Annotated in this window: 12 protein-coding genes and 1 tRNA gene; all 13 read right to left on the reverse strand. The window is 34.9% G+C overall.

Annotated features, from left to right (window positions below; genetic code table 11):
• Positions 1-55 precede the first annotated feature (55 nt).
• The gene (gene clpX, locus ACFOWA_RS08300) at positions 56-1,294 is read right to left on the reverse strand and encodes an ATP-dependent Clp protease ATP-binding subunit ClpX (protein ID WP_449302164.1); all 1,239 of its coding nucleotides are present in this window, start codon (positions 1,292-1,294) and stop codon (positions 56-58) included.
• Positions 1,278-1,985, reverse strand: a complete 708-nt coding sequence (clpP, locus tag ACFOWA_RS08305) for an ATP-dependent Clp endopeptidase proteolytic subunit ClpP (protein WP_378983877.1) — start codon at positions 1,983-1,985, stop codon at positions 1,278-1,280. The genes clpX and clpP overlap by 17 nt, the downstream gene beginning before the upstream one ends.
• A 349-nt stretch (positions 1,986-2,334) precedes the next feature.
• Positions 2,335-3,684: a trigger factor gene (gene tig / locus ACFOWA_RS08310; protein WP_378983880.1), complete on the reverse strand. Its 1,350-nt coding sequence runs from the start codon at positions 3,682-3,684 to the stop codon at positions 2,335-2,337.
• A gap of 133 nt (positions 3,685-3,817) precedes the next feature.
• Positions 3,818-3,899 (reverse strand) — tRNA-Leu (locus ACFOWA_RS08315).
• 199 nt (positions 3,900-4,098) lie between these two features.
• On the reverse strand, positions 4,099-4,401 hold the full coding sequence (locus ACFOWA_RS08320; protein WP_378983883.1) for a hypothetical protein: 303 nt from the start codon (positions 4,399-4,401) through the stop codon (positions 4,099-4,101).
• Positions 4,402-4,456: 55 nt separating this feature from the next.
• Entirely contained in the window at positions 4,457-5,254 is a 798-nt protein-coding gene (locus tag ACFOWA_RS08325) for a helical backbone metal receptor (protein WP_378983886.1), read from the reverse strand.
• Positions 5,255-5,338: 84 nt separating this feature from the next.
• Complete coding sequence (locus ACFOWA_RS08330) at positions 5,339-6,019, reverse strand: ABC transporter ATP-binding protein (protein WP_378983889.1); 681 nt, start codon at positions 6,017-6,019, stop codon at positions 5,339-5,341.
• An 83-nt stretch (positions 6,020-6,102) separates the two neighbouring features.
• Positions 6,103-8,523, reverse strand: coding sequence for an ABC transporter permease (locus ACFOWA_RS08335; protein ID WP_378983892.1), 2,421 nt, complete (start codon positions 8,521-8,523; stop codon positions 6,103-6,105).
• 77 nt (positions 8,524-8,600) lie between these two features.
• Positions 8,601-11,000, reverse strand: a complete 2,400-nt coding sequence (locus ACFOWA_RS08340; protein WP_378983895.1) for an ABC transporter permease — start codon at positions 10,998-11,000, stop codon at positions 8,601-8,603.
• Positions 11,001-11,077: 77 nt separating this feature from the next.
• On the reverse strand, positions 11,078-13,456 hold the full coding sequence (locus ACFOWA_RS08345; protein ID WP_378983897.1) for an ABC transporter permease: 2,379 nt from the start codon (positions 13,454-13,456) through the stop codon (positions 11,078-11,080).
• A 79-nt stretch (positions 13,457-13,535) separates the two neighbouring features.
• Positions 13,536-14,066: an ABC transporter permease gene (locus ACFOWA_RS08350; protein WP_378983900.1), complete on the reverse strand. Its 531-nt coding sequence runs from the start codon at positions 14,064-14,066 to the stop codon at positions 13,536-13,538.
• A complete protein-coding gene (locus ACFOWA_RS08355; protein WP_378983903.1) occupies positions 14,060-15,907 on the reverse strand; it encodes an ABC transporter permease in 1,848 nt (615 codons plus the stop codon). Before ACFOWA_RS08355 ends, ACFOWA_RS08350 begins: the two co-directional genes overlap by 7 nt.
• Positions 15,908-15,983: 76 nt before the next feature.
• Complete coding sequence (locus ACFOWA_RS08360) at positions 15,984-18,353, reverse strand: ABC transporter permease (protein WP_378983906.1); 2,370 nt, start codon at positions 18,351-18,353, stop codon at positions 15,984-15,986.
• Positions 18,354-18,464: the final 111 nt, after the last annotated feature.

Raw genomic sequence — 18,464 nt, forward strand, 5'->3', positions numbered from 1 at the left:
TGCAGCAAGGCTTATTTACAAAAAATCCCTCCCGATTTCGGGAAGGATTTAATTTTTATGCGGCTTGCAACTTTTTAAAGTCAGCCTTTTCAAATTTTTCTATCGCGTAATCGAGATTTATGTGCAACTCTTTCACATCATTCTGCGTTGGCGTATCAAACATGGCATCCAACATAATGGCTTCACAAATAGATCGTAAACCACGAGCACCAAGTTTATATTCCATTGCTTTATCAACAATAAAATCTAACACATCTTCGTCGAAAATCAGTTTAACATCTTCATAATCGAAAAGCTTTTCATATTGTTTAGTTAACGCATTTTTTGGTGCAGTTAAAATATTTCTAAGCGTTTCTTTATCTAAAGGATTTAAGTGTGAAAGCACTGGAATACGACCAATCAATTCAGGAATTAACCCGAAAGATTTTAAATCCTGCGGTGTAATATATTTGTATAGATTTTTCAAATCTAAAACAGCTTCATCCTTTTTAACCCTATAGCCAACTACCTGGGTACGTAAACGATTTGCTATTTTACGTTCAATACCATCAAACGCTCCACCGCAGATAAATAAGATATTATTGGTGTTTACCGGAATCATTTTTTGGTCTGGGTGTTTTCTACCACCCTGCGGCGGTACATTTACTACCGTTCCTTCTAAAATTTTAAGTAAAGCTTGTTGTACACCTTCTCCGGATACATCACGTGTTATAGAAGGATTGTCACTTTTACGAGCAACCTTATCAACCTCATCTATATATACAATACCACGTTCTGCAGAAGCCACATCATAATCAGCAGCTTGCAGTAGGCGTGTTAAAATACTTTCAACATCTTCTCCTACGTATCCCGCTTCCGTTAAAACTGTTGCATCGCAAATACAAAATGGTACGTGTAATATTTTAGCAATGGTTTTAGCTAAAAGCGTTTTACCTGTACCGGTTTCACCAACCAACATAATGTTCGATTTTTCAATCTCAATTTCGTCTTTATCAATTTTTTGATTTAAACGTTTATAGTGATTGTAAACCGCAACCGATAAAACCTTTTTAGCATCATCCTGACCAATAACATATTGATCCAAATGCTGCTTAATTTCAAGGGGTTTTAATAGGGTAAGTGACGATTGAATGCCTTTACTATTTTTTGTACCCAATTCCTGAGCAAGCAATTGATTGGCTTGGGTTACGCATTTATCGCAGATAAATGCATCCATACCTTCAATTAACATTAAAGTTTCGTGCTTGCCGGAATGACAGAATGAGCAACGGGATTCTTTATTTTGTTTCGCCATCTTTTTTTGCGTTTCTCGATAACACTTCATCAATCATACCAAAACCTTTTGCTTCTTCTGAGCTCATCCAGTAATCACGATCTGAAGCTTTCTCTACCCAATCATATGCTTGACCAGAGTGCTCTGAAATGATATCGTATAATTCTTTTTTCAATTTTAACATTTCTCTTAAGTTGATTTCCATATCAGATGCTACACCTTGTGCACCTCCTGATGGCTGGTGAATCATAACTCTTGAGTGTGGTAAAGCAGAGCGTTTACCTTTTGCACCGGCAACTAATAAAACCGCACCCATTGATGCTGCCATACCTGTACAAATCGTAGCAACATCAGGCTGAATGTATTGCATGGTATCATAAATACCTAAACCTGCATAAACCGAGCCACCTGGCGAGTTAATATAAATCTGAATGTCTCTATCTACATCGGTTGATTGTAAAAACAATAACTGTGCTTGAATAATATTCGCATTCTGATCATAAATCGCATCACCTAAAAAGATAATACGATCCATCATTAATCTTGAGAAAACATCCATTTGAGCAACATTCAATTGGCGTTCTTCAATAATATATGGCGTCATCGATTGTGGCGATAAGTTAGCCTGTGCAATAAATTTATCTACATGTAAACCGCCAATACCTTGATGTTTAACGGCAAATTTTCTGAATTCTTGTGAATCTATGTTCATTTGTCTTGCGTTTTTATTGTTTGGCGTTACGCTTTTACTAGCGAATCGTCAAACCGGACTATAATTTTAACTATTATTTTCTATAGATGGTTAATTTCCATGCCAATTTATTTAAATAAATCTTAATGTTAAGCAAATCTGTAGAAGAAATAAAAATCTTGCTTTCTAAAGATAAATCATTATGAGAATATCGCTGATGATAATGAAGGTTAGCATTCAATAAATCAGCAAATTGACAGAAATAATAGTTTAAAATTTAATAGATTTTTTATATAAAATAAGAGCAACTCAGTGAGTTGCTCTTATTTTATAATATTCAAAAGACTGACATTTGGTCAGCTAATTTTTCTTACTTCTTATCTAAAGCAATAAACTTATCGTAATCTATTTCCTTTTCTTCTAAAGTAACAATCGTTTTAATTTGTTCGAAAGTTTTTAAAGCTTTCACTTCTTCAAAAGTACGATTAGCATTTTCCTTCTCTTGTAAAAACTGAACTGCGTATTGAGCCAATTGATCTTCAGGTAGCGGACTTGGGCTGTACATTCTAAACTGAGCATCTAATTTCGCTTTAGCAGCCTGCACTACATCTTCGTATTTAATTTCGATTTGATTGTCTTTAATGATTTTGTTTTCGATTAAAGTCCACTTAAGGTTTTTAGCAAAATCATCATAACCTTCTGCCAATTCTTCATCCGTTAATTTTTCGTTCGTAGCTTTTAACCAACGACGTAAAAATTCATCAGGCAAATCGAAATTATGTTTTTGTAAAAGTTGTTCGTATATGTCGTTTGATAGTTGGCGTTCAGCATCTTGCTTAAACATTCCTTCTACCTCTTCAGTAATTTTCGCTCTGAAACCTGCTTCATCTGTTACTGTCCCTACACCAAATAATTTATCAAAAAACTCTTGGTTTAAATCAGATTCTTCTAAACGATTAACGTTTTTAACAACCAATTTAAAGTTCGATTTTAATTCAGCAGCATCTTCTTCGGGAATATTCAAAGCTTTTGCAATTAATGCAGCATCTTCCAAAGCTTTTTGAATATCGATGGTTATTTCATCATCTTTCTTTAAACCGATTAACGATTTTAAAATTTCCTGATCTTTAACTTGGTCTAAACGAATGGTTGCAGTGCTTGTAATTCCACCTTCAAATACAGAACCATCCGGTGATAGTTGAGTTAAATCTGCATACAAAACATCATCAGCAGCAGAAACTTCAGGATTAGTCATTTTACCATAACTACGGCGAATATTTTTAATGCGGCTTTCTAAAGTTTCTTTATCAGCTTTAATCACGTATTGTGTGAATTTATCTTTCGAAGAAATGTTAACGTCAAAAGCTGGCGCTAAACCTAATTCATAATCGAATTCAAAATCATCCGTATTATCCCATTTAAAATTTCTAGAATCATCCATTTGTGGCAAAGGCTGACCTAAAATTTCTAATTTCTGTTCGGCAATGTAATTTGTTAACGTATCGTTTAATAAATTATTTACTTCTTCTACCAAAATACTTTTACCATACATTCTTTTAATGTGCGATGGTGGTACCATTCCCTTACGGAAACCAGGTAATTGAGCTTTTTTAGCTTGTTCTTTAATGGCCCTATCTACTTTTTCAGTATAATCTGCTGGTGCGATTTTGATTTTTACAACAGCATTTAAGTTGCCGGTTTTTTCCTGTGTAATATTCATTTTAGATATGAGTATTTAGATATGATAATTGAGACAGATTTCGGCTCAAACTCACATCGATTTATAATTTTTAATCAAATCAATAAAAAAATAAAACCGTTCCGATTTAACATCGAAACGGCTTCATTTATAGTGCGGATGAAGGGACTCGAACCCCCACGCCGTGAAGCGCCAGATCCTAAGTCTGGTGCGGCTACCAATTACGCCACATCCGCAATTAGGATTTATTTTGGATTGCAAAGATAGAAATTAGAATGAATTATCAAAAAGTAAATAATATATTTTCTTAATTATTTTTCACTCAAAAAGCTAAGTAACTCTTACTAAGCACTTATAATTTTATGTAGAATATTAAAAGTCAGATGATTTAATCTTTTATCTGCCTTTCGTATTTTCTGGTGGATTGTACTTTTACTAAAACTTAATTAATGTAACATCAACAAAATCTGGTCCGCCGTTTATTGGGTAACCAATAACCTTTCTTCCTTTTATGGTAACTGTTTTATCTAAATATTGGTCGAGGTTAATAGAGCCGCCTTTTAATGCGTAAGTTTTATTTTCGGCTTTTAAAATATGAGTACCATATTGATAAGTAGTCATTCCAATTTTTTCGATTTTTCCAGTTGCTGTAACACGAGTTGCTGTATCGGCAGTTTTCATTGAAGTGCAACTTGAAATTACAGCCACGAATAAAGATAGTGTTAATATTTTTTTCATAATAAATAATATTTAGATGATTTGGATTGCAAATTAAGAGAAATTATATCAACAGTTAATACAACATTTTTTGAAACTCAAAGAAATATTGAACAGCTTTAACTAATCTACTTCCGTACCAACTAAACATTTCACCATCAACCAGAATAATTTTTGAGTTAGGCATTGCAGTTTGAATTTCAGAAATGTGTTTTTCATTAAAAGGATAAGGTTCTGAAGAAAGTAAAACCATATCGCAATTTAAAGTTTGTAGTGTTTCTAAAGTAATTTCGGGGTACCGTTCTACATTAACAATGTTGGTCATTCCGTTACATAACAAGATATCATCAATAAATGTATTTTTACCCGCAGCCATGTAAGGTTTGCGCCAAATAAGGTAGGCCACTTTTTTATCAATATGATGTTGTGCCGCCAACGTTTTTAAATCGTTAAATCCTGCCGAAATAAGATGATTAAGATAGCCTGCCTCGGGTTGCCTATCAACTAGCTCTCCTATTTGGGTAATAGTTTTCATAGCATCATTCAAAGTATAAATATCACTCATCCAAACAGGGAAATATTGGGCAAGTTCTTCAATATCACTTTGTGAATTTTCTTCTTTATTGCCAATAATTAAATCGGGCTTTAAATCTTCTATTAAATCGATATTAAGCTTTTTAGTGCCACCTACTTTGGTTCTACTGGCAAATTTCTCTATCGGGTGAATGCAAAACTTGGTTAAGCCGATGATTTCTTTATCCAAGCCCAAATCAAAAAGTAGTTCGGTTTGAGAGGGCACAACAGATATAATCCGCTTTGGCGGAAAATTTATGGTTACTTCCCGGGCCATTTGGTCGGTAAAAGATTTTTGCATAAAGCAAAGGTAAGGTTTAAGGTTGAGGGATGGAAGGTTGAAGGTTTGGATGCCCAATCCCTCATACCATCATCCATTTAACATCTACCTTATTGAAACATCATCTTTCACAACGCCATCTGCAATGTGCAGAATTCGACTACCAAATTGTGCGTTTTTTTCTGAATGTGTTACCTGAATAATAGTTATGCCTTCTTCTTTATTTAATTTTTGAAAAAGTTGCATAATTTCTTCGGCTTGTGCAGATTGTAAGTTTCCGGTTGGTTCATCAGCAAGAATAATAGATGGTTGCGCTGCTAAGGCTCTAGCAATACCAACCAATTGCTGTTGCCCTCCTGATAATTGATTCGGAAACAAATCTTTTTTCGCTACGATATTAAATCTGTCGAGCAAATCGGCTATTCGGCTTTTACGTTCTGAACCGCCTATCTTTTTATATAATAATGGTGCTTCAATGTTTTCGTAAACCGTCATTTCATCAATTAAATGATATGCCTGAAACACAAAACCAATGTGGTTGCGATACAGCTCAATTCGTTTGCGCTCATTCAGGCTGGTTACATCTTCACCTAAAAATTCATAGGTACCGTAAGTGGGTTCTTCTAACATGCCTAAAATATTGAGCAATGTAGATTTTCCTGCACCGGACGGACCCATTATCGAAACAAATTCTCCTTGTTTTATGGATGTGGTTACATGGCGCAAAACGTAATTTTTTACACCTTTATTGGCGTAATATTTTTCTATGTTTTTAAGTTCTATCATTTTATTAGGGTATAAGGTTTAGGGTGAAAGGTTTAGGGTTTTGACGTATTAACCTTACGCCTTTTACCTTAAACTTCAAACCATTATTCATATTTTAGTGCATTTACTGGATTGTTTACCGCAGCCTTTCTTGCTTGGATACTAACGGTTAGAATGGCGATAACTATTGATGTTATTGTCGCAACAATAAAAGGAACTATAGGCATATCAATTCTGTAAGCGAAACCTTCGAGCCATTTTTTTATCAAAATATAAGCAATTGGCCAACTAATGATGTTTGCTGTAAGTACCAATATTAGAAATGATTTATTGAGCAAATTGACAATCTGTATGTTTGATGCGCCCAAAACTTTCCGCACTGCAATTTCTTTTGTTCTTCGTTTTGCCACAAATGTAGAAAGTGCAAATAAACCTAATAAAGATAATGAAACAGAAATTATGCTGAAAAGCATTACCATATTTATAAATCGGTTGTCGTTATCCATTACATTGGAAAATGCATCATCCATTGTTTCATACTCTAAAGGATAGTTTGGATATAACTTTTTCCACTCTACATTAATTTTATCAATAGTGGCAGCGATATTATCGGTATTAAACCTAACGAGCAGATTATTAGTGTTAGATGTGCCACCTAGATTAGTTACTTTGTAAATTGTAGGCAATACCACTTTATCAAATCCCTCATTGTGGTAATCCTTAATTACCCCAACGATTTGAAAAACCAGATTTTTATCATCCCGTTTGAGGTAATAATTTTCACCAATAACTTGTTTACCAAAACTTTTAGCTGCAGTCTCATTAATTACAATACTATTAATGGTATCTTGTTTATATGCTCTGGAAAAGATTCTACCCTTTAGAACCTGTACACCTAAAGCTTGTAAAGCATCCATTGAAACGGTAACTGAATTAAAATTCAGTTTTGTATTTTTATAATAACCCGATTCAGATACATTAAAAACGTTACCCATCACTTGTGTGCTGGTGCCCACGTATTGTACACCAGGAATGGTTCTTAACCTTTCGGCTAGCACAGCATCATAATTGGACTTAATGTTAATGAGTTGCCCACGTTGAAATCCTAAATCTTTGTTACTTATGAATTTAGTTTGAAGATGCATTACACCAATGGCTATGATAAATGTAACAGAAATTACGAATTGAAAAACAACCAGTACGTTTCGCAATGCTATTCCTCTTAAACCATTTTCATAATTTCCTTTTAAAACCGAAACCGGATTATAATTGGATAAGATCCACGCGGGATAAAAACCGGCCAAAAGCGTAACGATAATGAATAATCCCACCAACTCGCTAAGTGTGGTTAGCAACTGTTCACTGTGCCAGAAACTGAGTTGAACATTAAAATGAGCATTAAATAAAGACAAAACTACTTCGACTAAAACGATAGACAGAAATAATGCTGAAACACTTTGTAATGCAGATTCTATTAAAAATTGACTAATTAGTTGTGCCTTATATGATCCTAAAACTTTTTTCACGCCAACTTCCTTTGCCCTTTGAACAGATTGCGCAGTGGCCAAATTAACAAAGTTGATAATTGAAATGACCAATAAAAAAACCGAGATGCCTACAATTGGCTTAAGTTTCTCTACCCAACTGGTTTGAAAAGGAGGATTTGCATGCACATTGGCAATTGATACAGCTTTTAATCCAGGTCGTTTTCCATCTTTATAATATTCTTTAAAATTAATTTTTCTTTGAGAGAATGATAGTTTTTTATGCTCGAGATACACCTTTTGCAAATTACTGTTCAGCTGTGCAGTATCCGTTGTATTAAATTTTGCATACACCTGGCAATAATGAAAATTAGTTGCGTTGTTAGGTAAAGCATCTTCTTCACCAGTCCTCATTAGGGCATTAAATTTTACAGTTTGCGGGGTTTTGGGTTCTGCTACTACACCGGTAATGGTCAAATCTTGTCCAACATCATCTCGCCACATTACAACTTTAATTACCTTGCCAAGCACTTTCTCTGTACCAAAAAGTTTTTTCGCAAGGCTTTCTTTCAAAACTACCGACCTTACATTTTTAAGTGCAGTTTGCTCATCGCCTTGAATAAAATCATAATGAAACACCTGAAAAAAACTGCTGTCAGCATCTTTCATTTTACTTACTACAATTGGATTGGCATTTGCTATTTTAACAGAAAACCCTTTAATAAAATCCCAATCGGGCTGCACTCTTGTTGCAGCTATGGTGTTTGGTATTTTATTTCGTAATAAATTGGCAATACGACTGTCTTGCGTATCTTGCCAATGCTCTTTATTATCGGGAGTAAAGAAATCATGTCGTTCTCTGATTTGATAGACATTATCTAAATCCGGAGTCCACTTATCGTAACTTTCTTCATAATTGATATATAAAAGCATCAACACAAAAGCAGTTAAACCAAGGGCCAAGCCACCGATATTAATAGCAGCATAAACTTTGTTTTTCCAAAGGTTTCGCCAGGCGATTTTTAAGTTTAGTTTGAACATAGTTGGGTTGTGGGTTATCGGTTACCTGTTATGAGTTCAGACTTATAACTGGCAACCCGTAACTGGTAACTTATTGATTATTCATATTTAAGCGCATCAATAGTATTGGCATTTGCAGCTTTAAACGAACGTATGCTGACCGTGATTAAAGTGATAGCCATTGAAATAATCATAGCCAATGCAAAAGGCCAAATACTAATCTCTATTCGATAAGTAAATGTCGAAAGCCACTTAGATATAAATAGATATGCTAAAGGCCAAGCAGCCAGATTGGCGATAAACACCATTATTAAAAATGAACCATTTAACATTCTTACTAGTTCGATGGTAGAGGCACCCAAAACTTTCCTAATGGCAACCTCTTTGGTTCTTTGTGTGGCGACGAATGATATTAAACCGAATAAGCCGATAAAGGAAATAAAGATGATTACGCCTGCAAAAACTTTAAATAGAACGCCCATCACCCTTTCAGTTTCATAATACTGACTGATATCGTCATCTACAAAAGATGCCGAATAGAAGTTTTCAGGGAAGGTTTCGTTCCAGATTTTTTCTATTTCAGGCATAACAGCAAGAATCTGTTTGCTATTCATTTTTACCGCTAGGTTTCTATAATTCTCTTTTACAGTTGTAATGAGAACGGGTGAAATCGGCTCGTGCAAACTCAAGTTGTTAAAATCTTTTACAACACCAACTAAAGTACCTTCTTTGCCCCATATTTTTATTTTCTTACCTAAAGCATCGTTAAAATTAACAACGTTTAATTTTTTCAATGCAGTTTCATTCACCACAATTTCTCTAAGTGTATCGCTTTTCGAAAAGCCTCTTCCTGCTGCAAATTTTAAACCGAAAGTTTTAAAATAATTTTCATCTGCTACTTTTGTATTCACTTGAAAATTGGCCTTTTCTGTACCATTGTACCTAAAGTTACTCTCGTTGTTATTGCTTGAAGACGGAGGATTTCTGCAAAAGCTAGTCGACAAGACACCTGGAATTTTCGATACCCTTTCTTGCAAAATTTGATATTTTAATAAACTTAAACTATCATTTCTAACGCTTACCATTGCAATTGCAGATGGGTTGAAACCTAGTGGTTTCTCTCTCATATAATTCATTTGCTTAAGCACCACTAGCGTTCCAATAATTAAAATTACTGTTATGGAAAATTGAACTACAACCAATACTTTACGCAGACCTAAACCACCTGCATTTGCCGAAATTTTATTTTTTATCGCCAAAGCCGGACTAAATCCCGACATAACCATAGCTGGATAGAACCCTGCAAGAAAACTTACAACAATAACCAATACAACCATAAATACAAGGATAATTGGATGGCTGATGATGCTGAAAGAAATATTATCGTGGAATAAACTTCTCATTCCTGGTAATGCAATCTCAGTTAAAACGCAAGCAATAAGTAGGGCAAGTACGCTTATCGTTAAAGTTTCCGTAAGAAATTGAAAAACCAATTGCTTTCGTAAACTGCCCATTACTTTGCGAACACCAACTTCTTTACTTCTGCTTACGGCTTGTGCAGTAGCCAGATTAATAAAATTGATACATGCCGTCAACAATAAAAATGCACCAATAACCGCTAAACCATAAAGCTCCTTTTTAGGCATGGTTCTGTTGGCGAAATTTCCTAAATTTTCATTGTAATGAACATCGCTCAACGCCTGAGCACCAATTTCTTCTTTTATTGTAATATCTTTTTCAAAATATTTCTCCGAGAATTTCGGTAAAACAGAACGTATCTCATCAATTGAAACTCCTGGTTTTAAGAGAAAATAACATTCATCGTTTGAAGATGTATTGCCCCAACTACTAAAATCTTCATCTTTATAGTTCTTAAACGTTTGATAAGAAACAACAATATTCAAGGGGAAAGATGAATTATCAGGTATATCTTTCAAAATACCAGAAACGGTGAAATTCTCTCTATTTTGGTAATTTATAGTTTTGCCAACTGCCTTGTTCCAATCACCAAATAGTTTAGTGGCCATCTCCTTGGATAAAACTACTGTATTTGGTTGGGTAAGCGATTGACTCGGATTTCCTTGCAACCACTCGAAATTCATAATTTGAAAAAATTCTGGTTCAGCATAAAACACATCTTCTTGAACCTTTATTCTTTCCTTTCCGGCATCATCTTTGACTTTTATAATTCCACCATCCTGACGGATAGCACCAACTTTTTCAACTTGATTTTTGAAATCATTTCTAAAAGCAGCAGGCGTTGGTTTCGGCACACCTTGCGATTCTGCAAGCCCATCACCTGATGTCCAATTTGTAGTTAAACGATAAATTCTATTTTCATTGTTAAAACCCTCATCAAAACTCATTTGATAGCGGATAAAAATGAAAATCAGAATACAACTGGCCATTCCTATAGAAAGCCCTAGAATGTTAATGAATGTGTAACCCTTGTTTTTCCAAAGGTTTCGCCAGGCGATTTTTAGGTTGAGTTTGAACATATTTAGGTTGTGGGTTATGATTTACCTGTTACGAGTCCAGACTTTCAACTGGTAACCCATAACAGATAAATTATTGTTTATTCGTATTTAAGCGCATCAACAGGGTTTGCTTTAGCAGTTTTGTATGCCTGAAAACTCACCGTAATCAAAGCCATTAATAATGTACCAATTGCAGCCAGTGGCATAATCCACCAAGTTATCTCAGTATGGAATTCAAAATTATTTAACCATTTTCCCATAGCATAATAACTTATTGGGATAGCAATTACAATGGCAACGCCAATCATTTTAATGAATGATAAGGACAGTAATTGCATTAAATTTGCTACCGATGCACCGAGTACTTTACGTACACCAAATTCTTTTGTACGCTGCTCGGCACTGTAAGCTACTAGCCCAAAAAGACCCAAGCAGGATACGAAAATTGCTAGTCCACCAAAAAGATTAGATAAAATACCCAAGGTTTTTTCTGACTTATATTTTTCTTGGTACAACGAATTTATGAACGTTACTTCAGTAGGATAAGACGGGTTAAATGATTTCGTAATTCGGTTGATGGTTTCGATGTTGCTTTGTAAATTGTTTGCGTTGTTGAGGCGCATAGTAATGGTTCCGGTTTGCCCGGTAGTTAAATAAACAACTTGTGGATTGTTCGATTTATAAGGCGAATCCCAAACGTAATCATCAAAAACGCCTATTATAGTAGCATTTGTACCAAAAATGGTTATCTTTTTACCAATTGGATTTTTGTAGCCAAAAACTTTAACGGCGGAGGCGCTAACCATAACCCCACTGGTATCGGAGGCAAATTTCTTAGAGAAATCTCTGCCCTGTATTAATTTTATGCCATTTGTTTTAATAAAATCGTAAGAGGTAGCCACCTGATTGAACATCACCGTATTTACCGGTTTGGTCATACCATCCCACTTCATATCCATAAAATTGCGGCCATGATGAGAAAGACTAACTGACGATTGGTACATAGAAGTAACAGCGCCAGATTTTAGCATTTCCGTTTTGAATAAATCGAATTTGGTTTTTAATTCGCCATCCTGAGGAATTTCTACCAATGCATTTACATCAAAACCAACAGGTTTATTTTTGATGTATTGAATCTGCCGATAAATTACCAAAGTGGAAATGATTAGAATAATGGCGAAACAAAACTGCCCGACCACAAGAACTTGCCTTAAACTAACTGATAAAATAGCCTTCGATTTAATTTTTCTCTTTAAAGTTTGAATCGGGTTAAACGCAGATAGATAGAATGCAGGATAACTTCCGGCGATTAATCCGGTTGCTAAAACGATTCCTAAAATGCCAAACCAGCTAGCAGCATTGAAGTAAGAAATGCCCAAATTGATGTTTAGCAGTTGGTTGAACGCAGGCAGTGAAACTTCTAATAATGCGATGGCAAGCACAACTGCAACCAAGGTGAGCACCATTGATTCGGTTAAAAACTGAAAAATTAAAGAAGTACGATTTGCACCTATGGTTTTCTTTATGCCAACCTCTTTTGCCCGCTTTTCGGATTTGGCTGTAGCCATATTCATAAAATTGATGCAGGCAATTAAAAGAATCCCGAATGCCAAAGCCATAAACAGCCAGATTTGCTCAATGTCGCCACCAACGTTTTTACCATTTTCGAACTTGCCAAACAGATGCAGTTTGCTTGCCTGATATAAAAAATGTGGTTGCGACTGAGGATTTTGTGGTGTATTTGCCTTTACCAATGCCTCAACCTTACGGTTCACTAAGTCAATATTTGCATCCGGGTTTAATACAGCCATTGTTACGAAACTATAATTGTTCCAATTCAAATCCTTTGCATTGGCATCAACAATTTCATAAAACGACCATGGCATTAAAAAATCAAATTTGTTGGAACTATTTTCTGGCAAATCTTCAATCACGCCGGTTATGGTTAAATTTTGCTTATCCTGATAACGAACTGTTTTATTTAAAACATCGGTTGAGCCAAATAATGTTTTTGCGGTGCTCTTTGTTAAAATAACCGAAAGCGGGTTTTGTAAAGCTGTTTTTGGATCGCCTGAAATAAACTGATAATCGTACATTTTTAGAATATCAGGCTCGGCAAATTTTGAATCCTTTTTAAAACTGTTTTGCCCATTTGCAATTAAACTTTTTTCACCATAATTCATTCGGACTACATATTTTGCTTCTGGTAAGCCTTGTTTTAAAAGTGGACCTAATGCCGTTGTAGAGCCGTAAAAGGTTCCAGAAATTTTATTTCCCTCGCCTGGTACATTGGTCATCGCCATATAAACATTAGCTGAATTTTTAGCTTGTTTATCGAAATTCCACTCGTACGATACGTAGAGCAACAACATTAAACAAGCCGCAAGGCCAATAGCCAAACCAATTACATTTATGAAAGATGAAGTTTTGTTCTTCCAAAGGTTTCGCAATGCGATTTTAAGATTGAGTTCGAACATGTTTTTAGTATCAAGTATTTAGTATCAAGTATCAAGACTTTGCAAACCGCTTTAGTCTTTGGTCTTTAAGCTTTCAGCTTTATTCATATTTAAGCGCATCAACAGGGTTTGCTTTAACAGCTTTTTTTGCCTGAATGCTAACGGTAAACAAGGTTAATAAAATGGTAATTGCAGCACTTGCGATGAATGGCAAAACCGATAAATCGATTCGATATGCAAATGTTTCAAGCCACATTTTGGTTATTATGTAAGCGATGGGCCACGAAATAACGTTGGCCAATAAAACCATCCTAAAAAATGAACTGTTAATCAATTTGAAAATCTGGATATCGGTGGCTCCTAAAATTTTTCGTACCGCGATTTCTTTAATTCTACCGTTGGTAATGTATTTAGCAAATGCAAATAAGCCTAAAATTGCTATGAAAATGGTAAGTAAAGCCGCCGCAAAAAAGACAGATTGTAACTGCTCTTGTTTCTTAAAAAGCTTACCATAAAGCTCATCCAAAAATTCATAACGAAAATCTTCACCATCTTTAGGATTTATTTGAGACCATTGATTTTTTAATGTTGCTAATACTTCTGCCATTTTATTTTCCTCGATTTTTACCATGATTTGCGTTTTATATCTCCATAGGGATCATTAATAGTGTAAATGGTTGGTTGAATGGCACTTTCGAAGCCCTGCGATTTAAAGTCTTTGATTACACCAACAATTTTATAATCGATACCGCTGCCTTTAATTGTTTTTCCGATAGGATTTTTAATGCCGTATTTGGCTACCGCACTTTCATTTACAACCGCACCATTTAAGGTATCGGTTTTAAATTTCTGTGAGAAAAAACGACCTTCCTTTAATTTAATATCAAGGGTTTCGAAATAATCAAATTCTACGTTAACAAAATCAATATTAGCTTTTATACCGTTTACCGAATAACTATTTATTCCATTAGTGCCACCGGGAATATAAGTTGCCACAGTGGCAGACTTTACACCAGGAATTTTCATCATTTTTTCCCGAACTGGCTCAAAACTACCAGAGCCCAATTTCGCAGGCTGATTAAAAAGTGTTAAATTTTTAATGTAGACTACCTGATTTGGTTTAAATCCTAAATCTTGGTTTCGCATATATTTTAACTGCGATTTGATGGTTATTAAACCTATAATAAAAATTACAGCAACACTAAACTGAACAATTAATAAGCTGTTGCGCAACCAATAACTCTGTTTGCTTGTGGAAAAATTACCTTTTAAAACTAATGAAGGTTTAAAATTTGATAAAACCAACGCCGGATAAATACCAGTTAAGAAAGTTATCATTGTTAAAATCAACGGCAATTGCCAAAGCAAACCATTATCTAAATGCCAAATAGATAATTGTACCTGAAACAGATTATTAAAACTCGGCAATACTAACTCGGACAGCATTAAAGCCAGAATAATAGCCACAAAACATTGCATAAAAATCTCTAACAAAAACTGGGTAGTTAACTGCAATCTGAAAGCACCCATTACCTTTTTTACGCCAATTTCCTTTGCTCTTTTAGCAGCCTGAGCAATGCTTAGATTGGTAAAATTGATACAGGCGATAACCAAAATTAATATCCCTAAAGTTGAAAGCGCAATTAATATTTTGTACGCAGCATCATTACCGGCTTTTGGCCTTAAATGTAGATTAGCTAAAGAATCTAGAAATATTGAGGTACTTTTTACGTCTGTAACTTTTTTGCTTTTTAACAATTCTGCTTGGTATAACTTACTTATTTTTTGCCCCAAAAGTTTAACATTGGTTTCAGGCTTTAACTGTAGATAAACGGAGTAATCGTTCATTACATAATTGTCATTTTTGCCTAATTCTGCAGCAATAGAAATACCGTCAAATTTAAAGTTAGAATGTAGGTTACTTTCTATCGAACCAGCTATTGTTCCTGTTATACCAGAATTGCTCGCTCCAAATCCAACTATTTCTGGCCTATTATCAGTCTTATTTGGAAATAGGGTTTTCATACTTTCAGTACTTAAATAAGTAAGCCTTTCATCACCTTGAGGTTTCACTAAACCGCCATTTGGTTTGATATTGAGTATTTTTGCCGCATTGTAGTCAACACCAAGAATTCTTTTTGTAAAAAGAGTATTGTTTTCTTTCTTAATTGTGAGCTCAAAAGAACTTTCTTTTACCAAACCAGCCAATTCAACTTCTGGAAAGTTCTGTTTAATCGCTTCGGCAAGTGGGGCAGCAACATAGTTGGTTTTAAACTCCGGATAACTTACACCAATAACATAAATACGATCATAATTTTTATTGTCTTTATCAAAACTAGTTTCATAAGTAGCATACATCGCAATCAAAATAAAAGCGGCTAAGGCAATAGCCAAACCACCAATATTAATGGATGTAATTCCTCTGCTTTTCCAAAGGTTTCGCAAAGCGATTTTGAGGTTGAGTCTAAACATATCTGGGTTGTGGGTTATCGGTTACCTGTTACGAGTCCAGACTTTTAACTGGCAACCCATAACTGGCAACTTTTGTCTATTCATATTTAAGCGCATCAACAGGATTTGCTTTTGCTACTTTTACTGATTGAATGCTAACTGTTAAGACTGCTATAATTACCGAAATACTTACTGCAGCGATAAACGGTAACGCTGAAATGGAAACGCGGTATTCGAAAGCGGATAGCCATTTATTAATGATGATATAAGCCAACGGAAATGCGATGAGATTGGCAATAGCCACCAGTTTTATAAAATCTTTATTTAAAAGCGTAAGAATATTGGCTGTGCTTGCACCTAAAACTTTACGGATGCTGATTTCTTTTTTGCGTTGCTCCGCCATGAAAAGTGCTAAACCCAATAAACCAAGGCATGAAATAAAAATGGCAAAACCACCAAACCAGTTAGACAGTGTACCCAGAAGTTTTTCATCTTGGAATTTGACTTCAAAAGACTCATCAACAAATTTGCGGTTAACCGGGTAATCAGGTTCTATTTGTTTGATTAAATTATCAATACTTTCGAGTGAAGAACTAATATTTTGATTGGGATTTAAACGGACAATGATCACCTGAACATCATCCATGTAACTTGGATAAAATATCATTGGAGCAACTTTTTGATAAGCACTTTCCACAACAAAATCTTTAACCACACCAACATTTGTCTTTTCTACATCCCAATACCGAATTTTAGCACCAATGGGATTCTTGAGATTCATCATCTTCACGGCGGCCTCATTTAGCATAACGCTATTGCTATCTTTTTTTGATACTGTTTCAAGTGTCCTTCCAGCTGTTAATTCTGTCCCGATAGTTTCTATAAAATCATTGCCTATTCCTCTATTGTTGAATAAAATAGATTCGCCTTTCGTTTTGCCTTGCCAATGCACATCTGTAGTGTTATTTCCAGTTTCGGTAATGTCTTTGCTAAAAAATGTTACTCCTGTTGCTGCACCTGATTTTAACATTTGAGTTTTTAGTAATTCTAACTTACTTCTGTTACCAATTTTACCCTGAACCGCAATTTGAACTAGGTTTGATTTATTGTAACCTATTGGCTTATTTTTGACATAAAAAAGCTGCTGATAAATTACCGCTGTACAAATAATTAAACAAGCCGCAAAAACAAATTGAACTACTACCAAAACCTTTCTAATGGATACTGAAGAATCTGATTTAATTTTTAATCCTTTTAGTACTTTAATTGGTTCGAACGACGACAGGTATAATGCAGGATAACTTCCGGCCATTAATCCAGTAAAAATTATTAAGCCTAAAAATGTTCCCCAGAAAGTGATGCTGCTGTAATCAATTTGCAGTTTTATATTCAATAAATTATTGAAATACGGCAAGCTTACTTCAACTAAAATAAAAGCAAAAACACCTGAAAGCAGAGTAATAAAAACTGATTCTAGAAAGAACTGCCCAATTAAAGATTTTCTTGTTGAGCCTATCGCTTTGCGTATACCAACTTCTTTTGCTCTACGCTCGGAGCGGGCAGTAGATAAATTCATAAAATTTACACAGGCAATTAAAAGGATACAAAAGGCTAGCAATAAGAATATTTTAAGCTGTTCTATTTTGCCACCAACCGATTTTCCGTTTTGAAAATCATCGTACAAATGCCATTTGGTTAATGGAAACAAAAGTGCCTCGGCATTATTACCTTGTTGATTCCGTTTGTAAATACCTTTCATATCGGCATTTGCACCATCCAAAAACTTATTATCTTTAAGTTGAACAACGGTTAAGCACATATTATTTCCCCAATTTGGATCTTTTGCCCAAGCTTCTTGTTTAATAAAAAGCGCCCAGGGTGCTAGGCATTCAAAAGTGATGCTGTTATTTGCAGGCACATCTTCAATTACAGCTTCAACTTTGAGCACGTCTTGGTTCTCAAGCTTAATGGTTTTGTTTATTGGGTCTTCGTTTCCAAAAAGTTTTTTCGCCAAAGACTCTGTGAGGATTATGGTATTTATATCTCTCAACGCTCGTTCTGGGTTTCCTTTGATAAATTTGTAATCGAATATTTTCAAAAATTTTGGATCCGCAAAATTTAGACTAGCACTTATTTTATTCTCGCCAACTGAAATTAATTTCCGACTTGGATAACTGGCATGTGCTGCATATTTCACACCTGGAATTTTAGCTGCAACTTCATCAGCCATAACATTTGGGGTCCAGGCAAAACTAAAAATCTTACCATTTGCAGCAGAATTTTGATATACTACATAGGTCTTATCACTGTTCTTAAATTGCTTATCATATCTCCACTCATAAGCTACGTACAAGAGCAAAACCATGCAACTGGCTAAGCCAATGGCTAAACCACCAATATTTATCAGTGAAAACCCCTTGTTTTTCCAAAGGTTTCGCAAAGCGATTTTTAGGTTGAGTTTGAACATATTTTAGTATCAAGTATATCGTATCAAGTATTTAGTATCAAGTATCAAGACTTAGCAATAGCTTTAGTCTTTTCGCGTTATGAGCGCCTTTTCCGAATCTTCCCATCCAGA

It is taken from the genome of Pedobacter lithocola (assembly GCF_042650845.1).
Taxonomy (GTDB): Bacteria; Bacteroidota; Bacteroidia; order Sphingobacteriales; family Sphingobacteriaceae; genus Pedobacter; species Pedobacter lithocola.